The 20,590-nt window shown below is 43.9% G+C and carries 12 protein-coding genes, 2 tRNA genes, 3 rRNA genes and 1 other annotated feature; of the genes, 13 read left to right on the top strand and 4 right to left on the bottom strand.

Annotated elements, in window-relative coordinates; genetic code table 11:
- Nucleotides 1-7 precede the first annotated feature (7 nt).
- The 5 genes from trmD (at nt 8) to tyrA (ending at nt 5,046) form a co-directional block, all read left to right on the top strand.
- Complete coding sequence (gene trmD, locus ACUN2T_RS20095; RefSeq protein WP_445494695.1) at nt 8-760, top strand: tRNA (guanosine(37)-N1)-methyltransferase TrmD; 753 nt, start codon at nt 8-10, stop codon at nt 758-760.
- 69 nt (nt 761-829) lie between these two features.
- Nucleotides 830-1,183 (top strand): 50S ribosomal protein L19, encoded by a 354-nt coding sequence (gene rplS / locus ACUN2T_RS20090; protein WP_445494694.1) that lies wholly within the window; start codon nt 830-832, stop codon nt 1,181-1,183.
- A 189-nt stretch (nt 1,184-1,372) separates the two neighbouring features.
- Nucleotides 1,373-2,176, top strand: coding sequence for an alpha/beta fold hydrolase (locus ACUN2T_RS20085; RefSeq protein ID WP_445494693.1), 804 nt, complete (start codon nt 1,373-1,375; stop codon nt 2,174-2,176).
- A 648-nt stretch (nt 2,177-2,824) separates the two neighbouring features.
- Entirely contained in the window at nt 2,825-3,919 is a 1,095-nt protein-coding gene (locus ACUN2T_RS20080) for a 3-deoxy-7-phosphoheptulonate synthase (RefSeq protein WP_445494692.1), read from the top strand.
- A 5-nt stretch (nt 3,920-3,924) separates the two neighbouring features.
- Nucleotides 3,925-5,046, top strand: a complete 1,122-nt coding sequence (gene tyrA, locus ACUN2T_RS20075; RefSeq protein WP_445494691.1) for a bifunctional chorismate mutase/prephenate dehydrogenase — start codon at nt 3,925-3,927, stop codon at nt 5,044-5,046.
- 40 nt (nt 5,047-5,086) lie between these two features.
- Here the strand turns inward: tyrA and pheA are convergent, their stop codons facing one another.
- The 3 genes from pheA to bamD all read right to left on the bottom strand — a co-directional run bounded on the left by pheA (nt 5,087) and on the right by bamD (nt 7,887).
- Nucleotides 5,087-6,244, bottom strand: a complete 1,158-nt coding sequence (gene pheA, locus ACUN2T_RS20070) for a bifunctional chorismate mutase/prephenate dehydratase (protein ID WP_445494690.1) — start codon at nt 6,242-6,244, stop codon at nt 5,087-5,089.
- Nucleotides 6,245-6,298: 54 nt separating this feature from the next.
- Nucleotides 6,299-6,419, bottom strand: a sequence feature (Phe leader region).
- A gap of 108 nt (nt 6,420-6,527) precedes the next feature.
- Complete coding sequence (gene raiA, locus ACUN2T_RS20065; protein WP_445497937.1) at nt 6,528-6,866, bottom strand: ribosome-associated translation inhibitor RaiA; 339 nt, start codon at nt 6,864-6,866, stop codon at nt 6,528-6,530.
- A 289-nt stretch (nt 6,867-7,155) separates the two neighbouring features.
- On the bottom strand, nt 7,156-7,887 hold the full coding sequence (gene bamD, locus ACUN2T_RS20060; protein ID WP_445497936.1) for an outer membrane protein assembly factor BamD: 732 nt from the start codon (nt 7,885-7,887) through the stop codon (nt 7,156-7,158).
- 138 nt (nt 7,888-8,025) lie between these two features.
- Between bamD and rluD the strand changes: the two genes are divergently transcribed.
- The 8 genes from rluD to rrf all read left to right on the top strand — a co-directional run bounded on the left by rluD (nt 8,026) and on the right by rrf (nt 18,066).
- The gene (rluD, locus tag ACUN2T_RS20055) at nt 8,026-9,003 is read left to right on the top strand and encodes a 23S rRNA pseudouridine(1911/1915/1917) synthase RluD (protein ID WP_445494689.1); all 978 of its coding nucleotides are present in this window, start codon (nt 8,026-8,028) and stop codon (nt 9,001-9,003) included.
- Entirely contained in the window at nt 9,004-9,735 is a 732-nt protein-coding gene (yfiH, locus tag ACUN2T_RS20050) for a purine nucleoside phosphorylase YfiH (RefSeq protein ID WP_445494688.1), read from the top strand. It begins immediately after the preceding gene.
- 135 nt (nt 9,736-9,870) lie between these two features.
- Entirely contained in the window at nt 9,871-12,444 is a 2,574-nt protein-coding gene (gene clpB / locus ACUN2T_RS20045) for an ATP-dependent chaperone ClpB (RefSeq protein ID WP_445494687.1), read from the top strand.
- Nucleotides 12,445-12,883: 439 nt separating this feature from the next.
- Nucleotides 12,884-14,428: ribosomal RNA gene (locus tag ACUN2T_RS20040) — 16S ribosomal RNA — on the top strand.
- Between the two features lie 69 nt (nt 14,429-14,497).
- Nucleotides 14,498-14,574, top strand: a tRNA-Ile gene (locus ACUN2T_RS20035).
- A 103-nt stretch (nt 14,575-14,677) separates the two neighbouring features.
- Nucleotides 14,678-14,753 (top strand) — tRNA-Ala (locus ACUN2T_RS20030).
- A 165-nt stretch (nt 14,754-14,918) separates the two neighbouring features.
- A 23S ribosomal RNA gene (locus tag ACUN2T_RS20025) occupies nt 14,919-17,829 on the top strand.
- Nucleotides 17,830-17,950: 121 nt separating this feature from the next.
- A 5S ribosomal RNA gene (gene rrf / locus ACUN2T_RS20020) occupies nt 17,951-18,066 on the top strand.
- Together the 16S, 23S and 5S rRNA genes with 2 tRNA genes alongside form the textbook arrangement of a ribosomal RNA operon.
- A 1,063-nt stretch (nt 18,067-19,129) precedes the next feature.
- Here rrf and pssA read toward each other — a convergent pair.
- Nucleotides 19,130-20,485 (bottom strand): CDP-diacylglycerol--serine O-phosphatidyltransferase, encoded by a 1,356-nt coding sequence (gene pssA / locus ACUN2T_RS20015; RefSeq protein ID WP_445494686.1) that lies wholly within the window; start codon nt 20,483-20,485, stop codon nt 19,130-19,132.
- Nucleotides 20,486-20,590: the final 105 nt, after the last annotated feature.

Below are 20,590 nucleotides of genomic sequence, written 5' to 3'. Positions count from 1 at the left end.
CGCTGTAATGTGGATTGGGGTTATTAGCCTGTTTCCTGAAATGTTCCGCGCAATAACCGATTATGGGGTAACTGGCCGGGCAGTAAAGAATGGCCTGTTAAGTATTGAATGCTGGAATCCACGGGATTTTACCTACGACCGGCATCGTACTGTTGACGATCGACCTTACGGCGGTGGTCCAGGCATGTTGATGATGGTTCAGCCTTTACGGGAAGCTATTCATGCAGCAAAAACTGCGGCAGGCGAAGGTGCAAAGGTGATTTATCTTTCACCTCAGGGGCGCAAACTCAATCAACAAGGCGTTTGTGAGCTGGCAACAAATGAGAAACTGATTCTGATTTGTGGCCGCTATGAAGGGATAGATGAGCGGGTTATTCAAACTGAGATTGACGAAGAATGGTCTATCGGTGATTACGTGCTCAGTGGTGGTGAAATTCCTGCAATGACCATGATTGACTCTGTTTCCCGGTTCATTCCGGGAGTTCTGGGGCATCAGGCATCGGCTGAGGAAGACTCTTTTGCTGATGGATTGTTGGATTGTCCACACTATACCCGCCCGGAGGTATTAGATGGCATGGACGTTCCACCCGTTCTGTTATCGGGGAATCATGCTGAAATTAATCGCTGGCGTATGAAACAATCGCTTGGCCGGACCTGGCTTAGAAGACCTGAACTTCTGGAAAACCTAGCTCTGACTGACGAGCAAAGGATATTGCTAGCAGAGTTCCAACGGGAACATCTAACTGAAGCAACGAATTAATCCAGACATATTCCCTGAAGGGAATGAATGTCTTTGATATATCAGTTTACCTAGGGTAAGAGAATTATTATGAGCAACATTATTAAACAACTTGAACAAGAGCAGATGAAGCAAGACATACCTTCATTCCGTCCGGGTGACACCGTGGAAGTTAAGGTATGGGTCGTAGAAGGTTCTAAGAAACGTCTGCAGGCATTCGAGGGCGTGGTTATCGCTATCCGTAACCGCGGTCTGCACTCTGCATTCACTGTTCGCAAGATTTCTAACGGCGAAGGTGTTGAGCGTGTATTCCAAACTCACTCCCCAGTCGTAGACAGCATTAGCGTTAAACGTCGTGGTGCTGTTCGTAGAGCTAAATTGTACTATCTGCGTGAGCGTTCTGGTAAAGCTGCTCGTATTAAAGAGCGTCTGAACAGCAAATAATACGCTTTCGTTACATCCGAAAGTTATCGTTGAAGAGGCCAGCAATTGCTGGCCTCTTTTTTTATATTTTTAATTCATCAATGAATTGCTCGGTAATATCTTATTATCTGACAGTAATAATCTTAAAGAAAATTATCTTGGGTATTTTAAAATGATTTCATACGTAACTAACTAAAATAAGGATTTCTTTTGAAAACTATTAAACTACATAATAAAATAATGGCTTACCGAGATGAAGGAGAAGGTTTTCCGTTATTACTGGGGCACAGTTATTTGTTTAACTCTGATATGTGGGCACCACAAATCGAAGTTTTAAGTAAAAAATACAGAGTAATCGTACCCGATCTGTGGGGACACGGAAGTTCGGCGGAATTACCAGAACAACATAGAACGTTGGCCGATTTGGCGAGAGATTACTTGGCGTTAATGGACCAACTTGGAATTAAAGAATTTGCTGTAATTGGTTTATCGGCTGGTGGTATGTGGGGGACTGAATTAGCCGCGATGGTACCGGACAGAGTTAAGGCATTGGTTCTGATGGATACCTTTGTGGGGTTAGAGCCTGAAGTTACTCATAAAAAATACTTTGCTATGTTGGATGTGATAGAGCAGGCTGGTGCTATTCCGCAATCTCTCTTACAGCAGATAGTGCCAATCTTTTTCAGTCAGCAACCAGCGCAGAATTTGGTTGATGAGTTAATTCAACGTTTGGCAACAATTCCTGCGGAAGTATTGTGTAATAGTATTGTGCCGTTAGGGCGAATGATTTTTGGGCGTGAAGATAGAACTCATTTGTTGGAAAAATTAGATATTCCAGCTCTTGTTATCACTGGTGAGCAAGATATGCCTCGTCCGCCTCTGGAAGGTTACTTGATGGCTGAAATACTTCGCTGTGATTATGTTATCGTTCAGGATGCGGGGCATATTTCCACTTTGGAACAACCACATAAAGTTAATCAGGAATTGGTCGCTTTTTTGCAACAAGCTCTGTAGCGATTCTTTTAATGAAAAGGCCGGATTTTCCGGTCCTTAATATTGAGTTTAGTAAAGATCTACATAAATATTTTCGTCAGGATATAACCCATATATAAGAACTGGTGACACATAACGTTTGCTGGTAATAAGCATATAACTATTATATCGCTGGCTGTAGTATTATCATAAATTTTCTTAATTAATGAGAAAAGTAAGTTTGACATAACTTAATATTTTATTGGTATGATTCATTAATTTCATATAAATAAATTGAGATAATTTATATGAAATATAAAATTCGATTGTTAATGTTATTTATTTTCAATAATAAAAACGAGATGAATATTTTGTTTTTACTTGATGATTTTAAATGTAAATATACAAAATCAATAATAAAAAAATATTAATTCTTGCGTTTAATATTAATTTTTATTTGAAAGTAATAATTTTTTCTAATGTTTTTTGTTTGTGATAATTTTGCATTATTAATAATTACCTGAACATATTTATAATCCGGGTTAAAATTTAATTTTTGTAAATAAATATTTACACTATTTATATTTTATTTACACATTTGGATTGTATTCTTTACGATGCGTGATATGTTATTGGTCAAATACATAAAAATAAATTAACACAGAATGACAATTTGAGGAGATAACTGAAATGTTCATACAAAAAGATGCACTTAATAATGTTCACATCAGTAGTGAACAAATTCTTATAACTCCGGAAGAATTAAAACAACAATATCCACTCAGTGGTAATGATCTGCATGCTATTGCAAATGCACGTAAAATAATTGCTGACATTATTCAGCGTCGTGATCCCCGTTTGCTGGTAGTGTGTGGCCCTTGCTCTATTCATGATGTGGATGCAGCTCTGGATTATGCTCATCGTTTGGCCGTACTTTCTTCTGAATTAAGTGACAGCCTGTACATCGTAATGCGTGTCTATTTTGAAAAACCTCGTACAACAGTGGGTTGGAAAGGTCTTATTAATGATCCGTTCATGGATGGTTCATTTGATGTGGAAGCTGGTTTGCATACTGCCCGTCGTTTACTAATTAGCTTGGCTAAAATGGGATTACCTCTTGCAACAGAAGCTTTAGATCCGAATAGCCCACAGTACTTAGGCGATTTGTTTAGTTGGTCGGCAATTGGCGCAAGAACGACAGAATCTCAGACACACCGGGAAATGGCTTCAGGTTTGTCTATGCCGGTTGGTTTCAAAAATGGGACTGATGGTGGCTTAAGTACAGCAATTAATGCGATGCGTGCAGCCGCTATGCCACATCGTTTTATGGGAATAAATCAGTCAGGGCAGGTGTGTTTGTTACAAACACAAGGGAATCCGAATGGACACATTATTTTACGTGGGGGTAAGACACCTAATTACAGCGCCGAACATGTAATGGAATGTGAACAGCAGATGATGAAGTCCGGATTATTGCCATCCTTGATGATTGATTGCAGTCATGGTAACTCTAATAAAGATTTTCGTTGCCAAAGCGTGGTTGTAGATTCTGTAGCAGAGCAGATTATTTCGGGTAACCAATCTATCACAGGGATTATGTTGGAGAGCCATATTAATGAAGGTAACCAATCTTCTGAGCAACCTCGTAGTGAAATGAAATATGGTGTATCAGTGACTGACGCTTGTATTAGCTGGCAGACTACAGAAGTGGTTCTGAGAAACTTGCATCAGCAAATCAGTTCGCAATTGTCGCAAAGAATTACGATACTGAAAAAAGCAGGGTAATAAGTATGGTGGCTGAATTATCTCAATTACGGGACAAGATTGATGAAGTGGATAAAGCTTTGCTGGGTTTACTGGCAAAGCGACTGGAATTAGTTGCAGAGGTCGGTGAGGTAAAAAGCCAGAATGGGTTGCCAATTTATGCGCCTGATAGAGAAACTGCGATGCTTGCTTCACGCCGGCAGGAGGCTGAAGATTTTGGTGTTCCACCGGATTTAATTGAAGATATTCTGCGTCGCATTATGCGGGAGTCCTATACCAGCGAGAATGACAAAGGGTTTAAAACTCTTTGCCCTCAATTGGGGTCGATAGTCATTGTTGGTGGTTTGGGTAAAATGGGGAAACTGTTTGGTCGGCTGTTAACTTTGTCTGGTTATGAAGTCAAAAATCTGGAATCACAAGATTGGCCTGACGCAGAGCAGATTCTGACTGGTGCAGGTATGGTCATTATCAGTGTACCTATTCATCTGACAGAAGAGGTTATTCGCCGTTTACCACCACTACCCGATCATTGTATTTTGGTGGATTTGGCATCTATCAAACAGAAACCATTACAGGCTATGCTTGATGTGCATAAAGGTCCAGTACTGGGGATACATCCTATGTTTGGGCCGGATGTCGGCAGCTTGGCAAAACAGGTTGTTGTTTACTGTGATGGACGCCAAGAGGAAGCTTATCAGTGGTTTTTGGAACAGTTGCTGATTTGGGGGGCTTGCCTGCATCAGATGGATGCTGGACAGCATGATAAAAATATGAGTTTTATCCAGGCATTACGTCACTTCACGACGTTCGCTTATGGGCAACATCTCGCACAGGAAAGTACTGATTTGCAACAATTGCTATCAATATCGTCACCAATTTATCGCTTGGAACTGATTATGGTAGGGCGATTGTTTGCGCAAGATCCTCAGCTTTACGCTGATATTATTATGTCATCACCAGAGAATATTGATCTTATACGCCGTTATCACCAAAGTTTTGGGCAAGCGCTTGAGTTACTGGAAAGCCAAGACAAACAGGCTTTTATCAGCAGTTTTAAAGATGTTAGTGAATGGTTTGGTGATTATGCGTTTCACTTTATGAAAGAGAGCAGAGTATTGCTTCAACAAGCGAATGATAGTCGTCAATAATTAAAAAGAACCGGATATCGAAATATCCGGTTCTTTTTAATCAGGATGGACTGACAGGAACTACACTTTCTGTTGGGTAACATCCCAATACTTTTAATGAGTGAGTAATTTCCGCTAATGCTTTCAGGACATGTTGCATATTGATTGAACGAATATTAGCCTGGACATCAATATAAAACATCTCTTCCCACGGATTTCCGCTAATCGGGCGAGATTCCAGTTTACTCATAATGATATTATGTTCTTTTAGCACCATAAGTGCATCTACTAGCGCTCCTGCTTGTTGCCCTGTAGCCATAATAAATGTTGTTTTGGATGGTACCTGTTCTGAAACCTCAATGGGTTGACGGGCAACAATAATAAAACGGGTAATATTATGTGATTGATTTGCCAGATTTTGCTCCAGGACTTGTAACTGATAAAGCGCACCACCGGCTTCACTGCCTAAAGCTGCAATTTCTGGTGAATTCTGTTCAGCGACTTTTTGCATAGCTGCGGCGGTGCTTTCGCAATATTTAATTTTCCAATGCGGGAATTGATTAATATATTGACTGCATTGTTGGAATGGTTGAGGGTGACTGTAAACCGTTTTTATCTGTGATAGTTCTGTATTTCTTGCAACTAGCAGGCAATGATTAATAGGAATCGTTATTTCTCCGACAATTGACAAACTGGTATGTTGCAATAAGTCATAAACATCATTAATAGAGCCAGAACTAGTGTTTTCAATGGGTAATATGCCGTAATCAGCCTGTCCGGTTTCAACTAGGGGGAAGATATCTTGGAACTTATGGCAACTGCATTCAACTAATTGATCAAAATGACGTGCTGCATATTGGCGGGCTGCGATATGAGAATAGGAACCACGAGGACCAAGGAACGCAATACGAGCTGAATCGTAGGGGGTTTGATTGAGGTGTTGCTGTAATAATGCTTGCTGAGTGAGTACAGAATCTTCGATGATCATTTGAAACAGGCGGGTGATATAGAAGCCATCAAGCCCGTGGCTTTTTCCTTTTTTGATTAGAACATTCAATAGCTCCCGTTCACGATCTTTGTCTCTGATGGGACGATTATCCTGTAATTTAGTTTGTGCGATATCAGAGGCTAATTGGCGTCGTTCTGCCAGTAAAATCAGTAACTTTAAATCGAGTTCGCTGACTTTTTTCCGTATTTTCAGCAAATTACTTTGATCCATAATGAGTTCCTAATTGGTTATTCATATTCTGATAATAATATGTTTGCAGTGGACAGAAAAAAGCCTCCCAATTGGGAGGCTTGCTGTTCGTCTTCTGGTTCTTTCTTCAAGGACGAAAGCCTCCCCTTAGGGGAAGGTAAAAAAGAAGGAGAAGAAAAACAGGTTTGTATTCATCATATTTACAGTCCGTATAAACAATGTACCCTAATTAACCTTATGTTGTTGTTTCTGTCAATAAAAAACGCGCCCAAATCGGACGCGTTAGAGACAAGCCATAGTTATTTTATTGTTGTGTTTCTAGATCAAGATTTGATCCTTTAACACTGTTATAAGTACGGCGTGCTTCTCCTTTGTGTTGTACTTTATTTAACTGACGTTCCAGTTTTGCTAACAATTCGTTGATGGCAACATACATATCTTCATGCTTTGCACCTGCAACTAGCGTACCATTCGGTATACTTATGGTTGCATCAGCCATAAAAACCTGAGGGCCTTTTGATAGAATAATATGAGGATTTATCAGGTTTACTTGCCATTTATTCAGTTTACTCAGACGGTTTTCTACGTGGTTGCGAATTGCCGGGGTAATCTCCATTTGTTTGCTGGTAATATTCACTATCATATAGTTACCTCTCATTATTGATTATCCACCTTCAATAATTTCAGCATACATTTCTTTTTCATGAAAAGAGTGATCTAAATCACTTTTAATCATATGTGTGGCAAGTAGTTGAAGTAATTGTGATTAGCGATAAAAATACGAAGAATATCTATTGCGCGATGAAAACTTATGAGACATTATTGATAAGTTGAGTCTTTATTAACCCTTTTGATAAACGGTCCTTTTTTGTTTTTTATTAAGTAAAAAATAAAACAACAGCCGGAACTGCTGTTTTATTTTGTCTGCTTCTTTATGCTGGATTAGCAGCAATGAGTTTTGCTACTTTATCTGCCTGTGCTGTTAAACCCAAATGCGCATAAGCCTTTTCCATATAAGGTAGTGCCTTCAGGGCTGACTGCGTATCAGGATAATCTTGTAGCATTTGTTCCGTTCGATTTACCACCGCGACATAAGCGCCACGTTTGTTATAATATTCCACAACAGAAAGTTCATATTTCGCTAGGCGCTCTTTGATGGAAACTAAACGTTTACTGGCATCGGCAGCATATAGACTGTTAGGATAATAACGTACTAATTGGCTAAAATCCCTGAATGATGCTCTGGCATGCTCAGGGTCACGATCTGAGCGGTCAATGCCGAAGAAACTTTGCAGTGCGCTGTTATCCAATGTTTGTGAGGTTAATCCGCGCATATACAGAACATAATCAATGTTGGGGTGAGTTGGGTTTAAGCGCATGAAGCGGTCAATGGAAGCCAATGCCATTGCCAAGTCAGAGGATTTATAATAAGCATAAATCAGATCAAGTTGTACTTGCTGCGAATAAGGGCCAAATGGATAGCGGTTATCGAGGGTTTCCAACTGCGAGATCGCAGCTTTATAGCTACCGCTTTGCAGCTTTTCCTGACCCTCGGAGTAAATTTCCGAAGGTGGGCTGTCTGGAACAGCATTCTTACTACCAGAGCACCCGGCAAGTACCAGGCTCAATGTGGCTGCTGCCACCAGATGTTTTATGCGTATCATCACGTGTTGATTATCCTCTGAGTGTTTTTCTGGGAGACTATCCATGAAGCTCCCGGCAAAAGATCGAGTTACAATAGCACACTATATTAAATTAAACGGCTCTGCCGTCAAAACTCAACGTAAGTGTAGAAACAATATATGGCACAACAAATACGACTTAATACAACAGTCGCCGATTCTCAGCTCGGTCAACGCTTAGATCAGGCTTTGGCCGAATTGTTCCCTGATTATTCAAGATCACGCATAAAAGATTGGATCTTGGCTGATAGAGTTCAGGTTAATGGCAAATTAATCAATAAGCCAAAAGAAAAAGTACTGGGAGGGGAAGAAATCTCAATTGATGCCATCATTGAGGAAGATGCACGTTGGGAACCTCAGAATATTCCGTTAGATATTGTCTATGAAGATGATGATATTCTGGTAATAAATAAGCCTCGTAATTTAGTCGTTCATCCAGGTGCGGGAAATCCAGACGGTACGGTATTAAATGCTCTGCTATATCGTTACCCTGAAATAGCCGATGTTCCTCGGGCGGGCATTGTTCATCGCCTTGATAAAGATACGACAGGGCTTATGGTTATTGCCAAAACTGTTCCTGCTCAAACTCGTTTAGTGGAATCACTCCAACTGCGCGAAATTACCCGTGAGTATGAAGCTGTAGCGACAGGTCGTATGACTGCTGGTGGAATAGTTGAAGAGCCCATTTCTCGTCATCCGACAAAACGCACACATATGGCAGTGCATCCGATGGGAAAACCGGCTATTACCCGCTATCGGGTGATGGAGCATTTCAGGGCGCATACCCGTTTACGTTTGCGCTTAGAAACAGGTAGAACGCATCAGATACGTGTCCACATGGCCCATATTAGTCACTCGTTAGTGGGAGATCCTCTGTATGGTGGTCGTCCTCGTCCTTTGAAAGGCGCTTCCGATGAATTCCGCGATGTGATGCGCAACTTTGATCGTCAGGCATTGCACGCCACAATGCTACGTCTTTATCATCCGATTACCGGAATTGAAATGGAATGGCATGCTAACTTACCTGAAGATATGGTTATTCTGATTAATGCATTAAAAGCAGATACAGAAGCGTTTAAAGACGAAATGGATTGGTAAATGACGTCGTTTATTTTTCCAAACTGGCCACAACCGACGACAGTAAAAGCCTGTAGCTCCACCCGCTTGGGAGGAATCAGTTTGTCACCTTATGATAGTCTGAATCTTGGTAAGCATGTTGGCGATGAGCCTGGTGTTGTTGAACAAAACAGACATATTCTGGCTAAAGTGGCTGAATTGCCTCAGCAGCCGGCTTGGTTAGAACAGGTTCATGGCACTCGTGTTGTAAGGCTTGATGGTCAGCCAGTGAAAGATAATGAAGCCGATGCTGTTTACACCAACATTCCCGGGCAGGTTTGCGCTGTGATGACAGCAGATTGCCTGCCTGTACTGTTTTGCAGTTCTGCTGGTAATGAGGTTGCAGCCGCTCATGCTGGTTGGCGTGGTCTATGCGCTGGAGTGTTAGAAAATACGGTTGCTCAATTTAAAACTAAGCCTGATCAGATTCAAGCCTGGTTGGGGCCAGCAATTGGCGCGAAAGAATTTGAAGTTGGCAGTGAAGTTATGGACGCGTTCATTGCACAGAATTCTGATCTAAGTAAAGCTTTTGTGCCTTTTGGTGAGAAATATTTAGCGGATATATATTTGCTGGCAAAATTAAAATTGCAATCTGTTGGTGTAAAAGCGATTTTTGGCGGGATTGAGTGTACTGTCAGTAATAAAGAGAAATTCTTCTCTTATCGTCGTGATGGGATCACTGGACGTATGGCAACTTTAATCTGGCTGATATAACCTATCCCATAGGGCGATCCACTGGCGCATAAGAGAAAGCCTCACAATTTGCTTTTCAGAATCACCTTGAATATTTGAGGAATGGCCTCATTTAATCTCCAGTAGCAAAATTCTGAAATCAGTATTGGAGGTGTTATGCGTCTGGATCGTCTTACTAATAAATTCCAGCTTGCTCTCGCTGACGCTCAGTCCCTTGCGCTGGGGCATGATAATCAATTCATTGAACCAATTCATTTGATGAGCTCACTGTTAAAACAAGAAGGTGGCTCTGTTCGTCCGTTATTAACGTTAGTTGGAATCGATGCAGGCCGTTTCCGCAATCAGCTTGAACAGGCTTTAGAGCGTTTGCCGCAGGTACAGGGTGTTGGTGGTGATATACAACCATCTAATGACTTAATTCGTCATTTAAATCTGTGCGACAAACTAGCACAAAAAGCGGGGGATAATTTTATTTCCTCAGAATTATTTGTTCAGGCCGCGCTGGAAGAGCGTGGTACATTGAGCGACATATTGAAAACTGTCGGAGCAACAAAAGAAAAAATCACTAAGGCAATAGAACAAATGCGTGGTGGTGAAAAAATTAATGACCAGGGCGCGGAAGATCAACGCCAAGCTCTTAAGAAATATACCATTGATCTGACTGAACGTGCTGAACAAGGCAAACTTGATCCGGTGATTGGCCGTGATGAAGAAATTCGCCGCACTATTCAGGTATTGCAACGCCGTACCAAAAATAACCCCGTCTTGATTGGTGAACCTGGGGTCGGTAAAACGGCCATTGTCGAAGGACTTGCTCAACGAATTATTAATGGAGAAGTTCCTGAAGGACTGAAAAATAAGCGGGTTCTTTCTCTGGATATGGGGGCACTGTTAGCAGGTGCTAAATATCGTGGTGAATTCGAAGAGCGATTGAAAGGTGTGCTGAATGATCTTTTTAAACAGGAAGGCAGTATCATTCTGTTTATTGACGAATTGCACACTATGGTTGGTGCAGGTAAAGCTGAGGGGGCAATGGATGCTGGTAACATGCTGAAACCTGCTCTGGCCCGTGGTGAACTTCACTGTGTAGGTGCAACTACATTGGATGAATATCGCCAATATATTGAAAAAGATGCGGCACTGGAGCGTCGTTTCCAAAAAGTCTATGTTGCAGAACCTTCAGTAGAAGATACCATCGCCATTTTACGTGGTCTGAAAGAACGTTATGAGTTACATCACCATGTACAGATTACAGACCCTGCGATTGTTGCAGCAGCAACCTTATCTCATCGTTATATCTCAGATCGTATGTTGCCGGATAAAGCTATCGACTTGATTGATGAAGCTGGTGCTAGTCTACGTATGCAAATGGACTCAAAACCTGAAACACTGGACCGTCTGGAACGTCGGGTTATTCAATTAAAACTGGAACAGCAGGCACTGAGAAAAGAATCTGATGATGCCAGCAAAAAACGGCTTGAAATGCTTGATGAAGAGCTGATTGAGAAAGAACGTGAATATGCTGAACTAGAAGAAGAATGGAAAGCTGAGAAAGCTGAACTTACTGGTACGCAGAATATAAAAGCAGAACTGGAAAATACCCGTATCAGTCTGGAACAAGCTCGTCGTAGTGGTGATTTAGCGAAGATGTCTGAAATTCAGTATGGGAAAATCCCTGGACTGGAAAAGCAGCTTGCCGCAGCCACACAAGCTGAAGATAGGCATATGAAACTGCTCCGTAACAAAGTGACCGATGCGGAAATTGCTGAAATTCTTGCTCGTTGGACGGGTATTCCTGTTTCCAGAATGCTTGAGAGTGAAAAAGACAAGCTGCTGCGTATGGAACAAGAATTGCACAAACGTGTTATTGGTCAGGATGAAGCGGTAGATGCGGTATCCAATGCGATTCGCCGTAATCGGGCTGGACTATCTGATCCAAACCGTCCGATTGGTTCATTCTTGTTCCTTGGCCCAACCGGAGTGGGTAAAACTGAGTTATGCAAAGCTTTGGCTAATTTCCTGTTTGACAGCGATGATGCAATGGTGCGTATCGATATGTCTGAATTTATGGAAAAGCATGCAGTATCACGGCTGGTAGGAGCGCCCCCAGGATATGTTGGTTACGAAGAAGGCGGTTATCTGACAGAGGCTGTTCGTCGTCGGCCTTACTCTGTCATTTTGCTTGATGAGGTGGAAAAAGCGCATCCAGATGTATTTAACATTTTGTTGCAGGTATTGGATGATGGTCGATTGACTGATGGGCAAGGTCGTACTGTCGATTTCCGTAATACGGTTGTGATCATGACTTCTAATCTGGGTTCGGACATGATTCAAGAGCGTTTTGGTAGCCTAAATTATGGCGAAATGAAAGATATAGTGATGGAAACTGTTAGCCATCATTTCAGACCGGAGTTTATTAACCGTATTGATGAGGTTGTTGTGTTCCATCCATTAGGACGTCGGCATTTGTCAGCGATTGCAGATATTCAATTGCAACGTTTGTACAAACGTCTGGAAGAGCGTGGCTATCAGGTTACTATTACTCGGCAAGCGTTGGAAATGCTAGGAGAAGCCGGGTTCGATCCTGTGTATGGTGCCCGACCATTGAAACGAGCTATTCAGCAGGAAATCGAAAACCCATTAGCTCAAAAGATACTTTCCGGTCAGCTATTACCAGGAAAACCAGTTACTCTGGATGTGGAAAATAGCCATATAGTGGCAAAACAATAACTTTATACTTAACTAAAGATATTAAAGAGGTAGGAAACTGCCTCTTTTTTTGCCATTTTGCGTAATGAATCGCAGTTTAACTCTGTTTTTGCTTAATTGGCGAGCGGTTAGATTCTTTTTTTAAATAAACGCTTGCCAGCGCCGAAGAACTCCCTATAATGCGCCACCACTGACCGACACAACGCTGACAAAACGTGTGAGGCCAGGCAGAGTAAAGTGAATAAGCGCTTGACTCTGCGGGCGAAAAGCGTAATATACGCAGCCCGGCTGAACGAGAATATCAATTTTTATTTCAGCCTGCTCTTTAACAATTAATCAGACAATCTGTGTGGGCACTCACAAGACCGTATCACAAAAAAATACGTTTTAAAGTCTTGAAGAGTGAACAACAGTGAATTCATTACGAATGAACAGTCAGTTTCTTTGAGCATCAAGCTTTTAATAGAAGAGTTTGATCATGGCTCAGATTGAACGCTGGCGGCAGGCCTAACACATGCAAGTCGAGCGGTAACAGGAAAGTGCGTGCACTTTCGCTGACGAGCGGCGGACGGGTGAGTAATGTCTGGGGATCTGCCCGAGGGCGGGGGATAACCACTGGAAACGGTGGCTAATACCGCATAATGTCGCGAGACCAAAGTGGGGGACCTGAAAAGGCCTCACGCCCACGGATGAACCCAGATGGGATTAGCTAGTCGGTAGGGTAATGGCCTACCGAGGCGACGATCCCTAGCTGGTCTGAGAGGATGACCAGCCACACTGGGACTGAGACACGGCCCAGACTCCTACGGGAGGCAGCAGTGGGGAATATTGCACAATGGGCGCAAGCCTGATGCAGCCATGCCGCGTGTATGAAGAAGGCCTTCGGGTTGTAAAGTACTTTCAGCGGGGAGGAAGGGTATAACCTGAACAGGGTTGTATTTTGACGTTACCCGCAGAAGAAGCACCGGCTAACTCCGTGCCAGCAGCCGCGGTAATACGGAGGGTGCAAGCGTTAATCGGAATGACTGGGCGTAAAGCGCACGCAGGCGGTCAATTAAGTTAGATGTGAAATCCCCGGGCTTAACCTGGGAACGGCATCTAAGACTGGTTGACTGGAGTCTCGTAGAGGGGGGTAGAATTCCATGTGTAGCGGTGAAATGCGTAGAGATGTGGAGGAATACCGGTGGCGAAGGCGGCCCCCTGGACGAAGACTGACGCTCAGGTGCGAAAGCGTGGGGAGCAAACAGGATTAGATACCCTGGTAGTCCACGCTGTAAACGATGTCGATTTGGAGGTTGTTCCCTAGAGGAGTGGCTTCCGGAGCTAACGCGTTAAATCGACCGCCTGGGGAGTACGGCCGCAAGGTTAAAACTCAAATGAATTGACGGGGGCCCGCACAAGCGGTGGAGCATGTGGTTTAATTCGATGCAACGCGAAGAACCTTACCTACTCTTGACATCCTCAGAATTTGCTGGAGACAGCGAAGTGCCTTAGGGAACTGAGAGACAGGTGCTGCATGGCTGTCGTCAGCTCGTGTTGTGAAATGTTGGGTTAAGTCCCGCAACGAGCGCAACCCTTATCCTTTGTTGCCAGCGCGTGATGGCGGGAACTCAAAGGAGACTGCCGGTGATAAACCGGAGGAAGGTGGGGATGACGTCAAGTCATCATGGCCCTTACGAGTAGGGCTACACACGTGCTACAATGGCGGATACAAAGTGAAGCGAGCTTGCGAGAGTGAGCGGAACACATAAAGTCTGTCGTAGTCCGGATTGGAGTCTGCAACTCGACTCCATGAAGTCGGAATCGCTAGTAATCGTAGATCAGAATGCTACGGTGAATACGTTCCCGGGCCTTGTACACACCGCCCGTCACACCATGGGAGTGGGTTGCAAAAGAAGTCGGTAGCTTAACCTAAGGGAGGGCGCTGACCACTTTGTGATTCATGACTGGGGTGAAGTCGTAACAAGGTAACCGTAGGGGAACCTGCGGTTGGATCACCTCCTTACCTGAGATGCAGTTGAGTGCAGTGCTCACACAGATTGTCTGATGAAAGAACAGAGTAAATTATCGTAACAGGCTTGTAGCTCAGGTGGTTAGAGCGCACCCCTGATAAGGGTGAGGTCGGTGGTTCAAGTCCACTCAGGCCTACCAAATTGACTTGTCCTGGTATTTTTCGAACGCGGCGTGGCTGGCGTTGAACTGTCCGGCGGTTAAGTGAGTTGGTGAGGGTAAACCGGCGATAACGAATTTGTATGGGGCTATAGCTCAGCTGGGAGAGCGCCTGCCTTGCACGCAGGAGGTCAGCGGTTCGATCCCGCTTAGCTCCACCATACTAAAATAATAGTTCAGAGTATATTGGCGACAGTATGCTGTGAATTATTTTGCTCTTTAACAATCTGGAACAAGCTGAAAATTGAATACAGTCAATAATCTCCCCGAGGGGTTATTGATGAGTCTCTCAACAATCTGCAAGCCGAGACAGTTTCGGGTTGTGAGGTTAAGCGACTAAGCGTACACGGTGGATGCCTAGGCAGTCAGAGGCGATGAAGGACGTGCTAATCTGCGAAAAGCGTCGGTAAGCTGATATGAAGCGTAATAACCGGCGATGTCCGAATGGGGAAACCCAGTGCAATCCGTTGCACTATCGCTTGATGAATTCATAGTCAAGCGAGGCGAACCGGGGGAACTGAAACATCTCAGTACCCCGAGGAAAAGAAATCAACCGAGATTCCCCCAGTAGCGGCGAGCGAACGGGGAGCAGCCCAGAGTCTGCATCAGTGAAGGGGTGAGTGGAAGCGTCTGGAAAGTCGCACAGTAAAGGGTGAAAGTCCCGTACACTAAACCCTCTTCACTGTGAGCTCAACGAGTAGGGCGGGACACGTGGTATCCTGTCTGAATATGGGGGGACCATCCTCCAAGGCTAAATACTCCTGACTGACCGATAGTGAACCAGTACCGTGAGGGAAAGGCGAAAAGAACCCCGGCGAGGGGAGTGAAACAGAACCTGAAACCGTGTACGTACAAGCAGTGGGAGCCTTCATTTATGGGGGTGACTGCGTACCTTTTGTATAATGGGTCAGCGACTTATATTCTGTAGCAAGGTTAACCGTTTAGGGGAGCCGCAGGGAAACCGAGTCTTAACTGGGCGCATGAGTTGCAGGGTATAGACCCGAAACCCGGTGATCTAGCCATGGGCAGGTTGAAGGTTGGGTAACACTAACTGGAGGACCGAACCGACTAATGTTGAAAAATTAGCGGATGACTTGTGGCTGGGGGTGAAAGGCCAATCAAACCGGGAGATAGCTGGTTCTCCCCGAAAGCTATTTAGGTAGCGCCTCGTGAATTCATCTTCGGGGGTAGAGCACTGTTTCGGCTAGGGGGCCATCCCGGCTTACCAACCCGATGCAAACTGCGAATACCGAAGAATGGTATCACGGGAGACACACGGCGGGTGCTAACGTCCGTCGTGAAGAGGGAAACAACCCAGACCGCCAGCTAAGGTCCCAAAGTCATGGTTAAGTGGGAAACGAGGTGGGAAGGCTCAGACAGCCAGGATGTTGGCTTAGAAGCAGCCATCATTTAAAGAAAGCGTAATAGCTCACTGGTCGAGTCGGCCTGCGCGGAAGATGTAACGGGGCTAAACCATGCACCGAAGCTGCGGCAGCGACACTAAGGTGTCGTTGGGTAGGGGAGCGTTCTGTAAGCCGTCGAAGGTGTGCTGTGAAGCGCGCTGGAGGTATCAGAAGTGCGAATGCTGACATAAGTAACGATAAAGCGGGTGAAAAACCCGCTCGCCGGAAGACCAAGGGTTCCTGTCCAACGTTAATCGGGGCAGGGTGAGTCGACCCCTAAGGCGAGGCTGAAAAGCGTAGTCGATGGGAAACAGGTTAATATTCCTGTACTGAATGTGACTGCGAAGGGGGGACGGAGAAGGCTAGGCCATCCGGGCGACGGTTGTCCCGGTTTAAGCGTGCAGGTGGGCAGGACAGGCAAATCCGTTCTGCTGTAACACTGAGGCGTGATGACGAACCGCTACGGCGGTGAAGTGGTTGATGCCCGGCTTCCAGGAAAAGCCTCTAAGCATCAGGTGACATTGAATCGTACCCCAAACCGACACAGGTGGTCAGGTAGAGAATACTCAGGCGCTTGAGAGAACTCGGGTGAAGGAACTAGGCAAAATGGTGCCGTAACTTCGGGAGAAGGCACGCTGGCAGCAGGTGAAGGAAGAAACATCCGGAGCCGAAGCCAGTCGCAGAGACCAGCTGGCTGCAACTGTTTATTAAAAACACAGCACTGTGCAAACACGAAAGTGGACGTATACGGTGTGACGCCTGCCCGGTGCTGGAAGGTTAATTGATGGGGTTAGCGCGTAAGCGCGACGCTCTTGATAGAAGCCCCAGTAAACGGCGGCCGTAACTATAACGGTCCTAAGGTAGCGAAATTCCTTGTCGGGTAAGTTCCGACCTGCACGAATGGCGTAATGATGGCCAGGCTGTCTCCACCCGAGACTCAGTGAAATTGAACTCGCTGTGAAGATGCAGTGTACCCGCGGCAAGACGGAAAGACCCCGTGAACCTTTACTATAGCTTGACACTGAACATGGAGCCTTGATGTGTAGGATAGGTGGGAGGCCAGGAAGTGTGGACGCCAGTCTGCATGGAGCCATCCTTGAAATACCACCCTTGAATGTTCGATGTTCTCACCCAGTTCCGTGATCCGGAACGGGGACAGTGTCTGGTGGGTAGTTTGACTGGGGCGGTCTCCTCCCAAAGCGTAACGGAGGAGCACGAAGGTTGGCTAATCACGGTCGGACATCGTGAGGTTAGTGCAAAGGCATAAGCCAGCTTGACTGCGAGAGTGACAGCTCGAGCAGGTACGAAAGTAGGTCTTAGTGATCCGGTGGTTCTGAATGGAAGGGCCATCGCTCAACGGATAAAAGGTACTCCGGGGATAACAGGCTGATACCGCCCAAGAGTTCATATCGACGGCGGTGTTTGGCACCTCGATGTCGGCTCATCACATCCTGGGGCTGAAGTCGGTCCCAAGGGTATGGCTGTTCGCCATTTAAAGTGGTACGCGAGCTGGGTTTAGAACGTCGTGAGACAGTTCGGTCCCTATCTGCCGTGGGCGTTGGAAGATTGAAAGGGGCTGCTCCTAGTACGAGAGGACCGGAGTGGACGCACCGCTGGTGTACGGGTTGTCATGCCAATGGCATAGCCCGGTAGCTAAGTGCGGCAGAGATAACCGCTGAAAGCATCTAAGCGGGAAACTTGCCTTGAGATGAGTCTTCCCTTGACTTTAAGGTCACGGAAGGAACGTTTGAGACGAAGACGTGGATAGGCTGGGTGTGTAAGTGCAGCGATGCATTGAGCTGACCAGTACTAATGAACCGAGCGGCTTAACCTTACAACACCGAAGGTGTTTTGGTGAGAGAGACGAAAAGAATTTTAGCTTGTTGACCGGATTGGTTCTGATGGTGGTGCGAGCTGTTAAAGGCGGGTATCACGGTTGGAATGGAATGAATTTGCCTGGCGGCGATAGCGCGGTGGTCCCACCTGACCCCATGCCGAACTCAGCAGTGAAACGCCGTAGCGCCGATGGTAGTGTGGGGTCTCCCCATGTGAGAGTAGGGAACTGCCAGGCTTTGCATTAAGCGAACCCCCTCAGCGTAAGCTGGGGGTTTTTGCGTTTTGGGGGATGCTGTTATTGACAGACTGGCCTATTGACCGGCTTCATTCGATGTGCATTTTCTTGAAGAAACCAGGGCGCGATTTTACATTTTTAGAATGAATATTTTATTTAAAAATAAATCACATGTAATTAAAAAAACAGACTGAATGGTTATTAAAGACTATTCCCCGTCCATAAGGTTTACGAGAAATCCTGAGCAGGTTTTATCGGTCATCATCCTTTATTTTGTCTTAATAAATCAGCAATTAATCAGCAATTAAATAGCTTGATGATTTAAAAATACGCCTTCCTTTTTTTTCGGATAATCCCCCTCCCCCTTTTTTCATGGCTTAAATCCGGCCAAATTAACCGTTTTATCCCTTTTTTATTGTGTTATTTTTGGGTTTTTTCGTAAAATAGCCGATGAGAAAATACTTAAACCCCCCTCTGTTCGGAAAATATTCTTTTGCGCGCAGATTTCTTTTCAACTTTCTATTAATGGTTAATGATTTTCGATTAAATAGCATTAATTTTCCTTCTGAAAATCTGTATTTATTGCGTTAAATCGGCTCTGGATATAAAAGCTTTAATGCCGCTGTATTCGCGCGTTTAAATGATTATGGTAGATTAGGTAAATGTAAAATAAGTGGAGTATAGAATCGCTGATAAATGAATTAAACATGATAGGGTAAACAAAGTGGAATCCCGTCCTGAGTTTTATGATGAGCAGGCTTCAAACTGTTATTAAAAGTCATTTTTTTAGTTTATGGTTTTAATTGATATAAAGTTTTTTGCCACTTTTAACGTATGCGTTTTGTTAAGTTTAATCATAATTAAGATGATATTTTGTCAGTTAAAGCGTATTTCTTAAATAGAATATTTAAACTTTACTTTTTAACCTCCAAAAAATGTTCCTGAATTTCATACCTTTGAAATATTTATTTTTAAGCAGAATTAGAATTTATCAAATTAAAAAATCCCCTGAAGTTATTCGCTACAGGAGATTTAGAGAAGATAATCAGCTTTATCGATTCAATTACAGAATACGATTAATCAGTCTGTCTACCCGGATACGGCGTAAGCGACGGATAAGTTTACGTACTTTGACTGGGTAAAGCTGGATACTGTCCAATTCTTGATAATTATTAACAATCGTAGTATGAGTACGGATGCAATTTAGTTCTTTTGTACGTTGTTCCTGCATTTCTTTATTAGGATCGTGGATAAGAATTGCATTTTCTAAATCCAGTCCCCAGGCACGAGGATTAAGATTATTTCCTGTAATCAATTGCCATTGATTATCTATCCACACACCTTTCAGATGGTAGCTATTATCACCATCTTTCCATAGTCGTACAGTGAGTTGGTCGCTGTCTACGTAGCGTTGTAGTCTGGTGATAAAACGGCGCAGGTTGATTTCATATAGATAGGGTAATGCACCGATAATTCTAAATGGTTCTTCTGGTGGAATATAAAAATCGTTGGCAGTTTTATCGCCAACAATAATTTCCACTTGTTTACCCTGACGAAGCAGGTGAACAATTAGCCGGACAATGATAGCTGGAAGGTTAAAATATGGAGTACAAATAATCAGCTTTTGTTCTGTGCTGGCGATAAGATGACTGATGGTTTTATTTAGAAGATTTTTCTTTCCCAGACCGGCAAGCGGAGTGACAGACAATTCATCGTTCGTTGCCTGATTATTTATCTGATAAGTCGTGTGTCGCAGAGAAGAACGAAATTGACGGATCAGCGTTTTAATTTCAGGGCTACGGGGACGATTCTTACAATTCAGTTTTTGTACAGCGCCTGTGGCGATAATGTAATTATCAACAAAGTGTTTCATTGCTTCTGCAAGTTTTGCATTACGAAACAAGTGGTAGCGATCATAACGATATTTGTCATGTTGGTGGAGATAAACATCATTAATACTTGCTCCGCTATAAATAACCGTATCGTCAAAGATAAAACCTTTTAAATGTAAAACGCCCAGTGCTTCACGGGTATTTACTGGCACACCTAATACTGGAATTTTTACATCAGAATATGTTTCTGTCATGGAGCAATACCAATCGGCATTAGTTGCCATTGCAACATCACCAATTCGTCCACGTTGTGCCCGATGCCAGTCAACAAGAACTTTAATGTCTAAGTTCGGGCGTTGTTGTTTAGCCGCATAAAGTGCATTAAGGATATCTCTCCCTGCGTCATCGTTTTCCAGATAGAGGGAGATGATATAAATATGTTTTTCAGCGTTAGCAATTTTTTCCAGCAGGGTGCTGCGGAACACTTCAGGTTGATAAAGCGTTTTAATATCAGCAACTGTCTGAGGTAGCTTAGGCAGTTGTGCAAGGTGTTGTTGGTGTTTAGCTTGTTTGAATTTAGACAACATCACAGTGCGCTTTTTCTCTTATGTTGGATGGCTGAAATACGACTATATAAAGCAATGAATCAAATGATCTGGCGATAATACCATTAGTTTGGCTAATTGTGAGCA

The organism is Photorhabdus machadonis (assembly GCF_052657765.1).
Note: the sequence above shows the minus strand (reverse complement) of the source record. Positions and strands in the feature narration are given on the sequence as shown.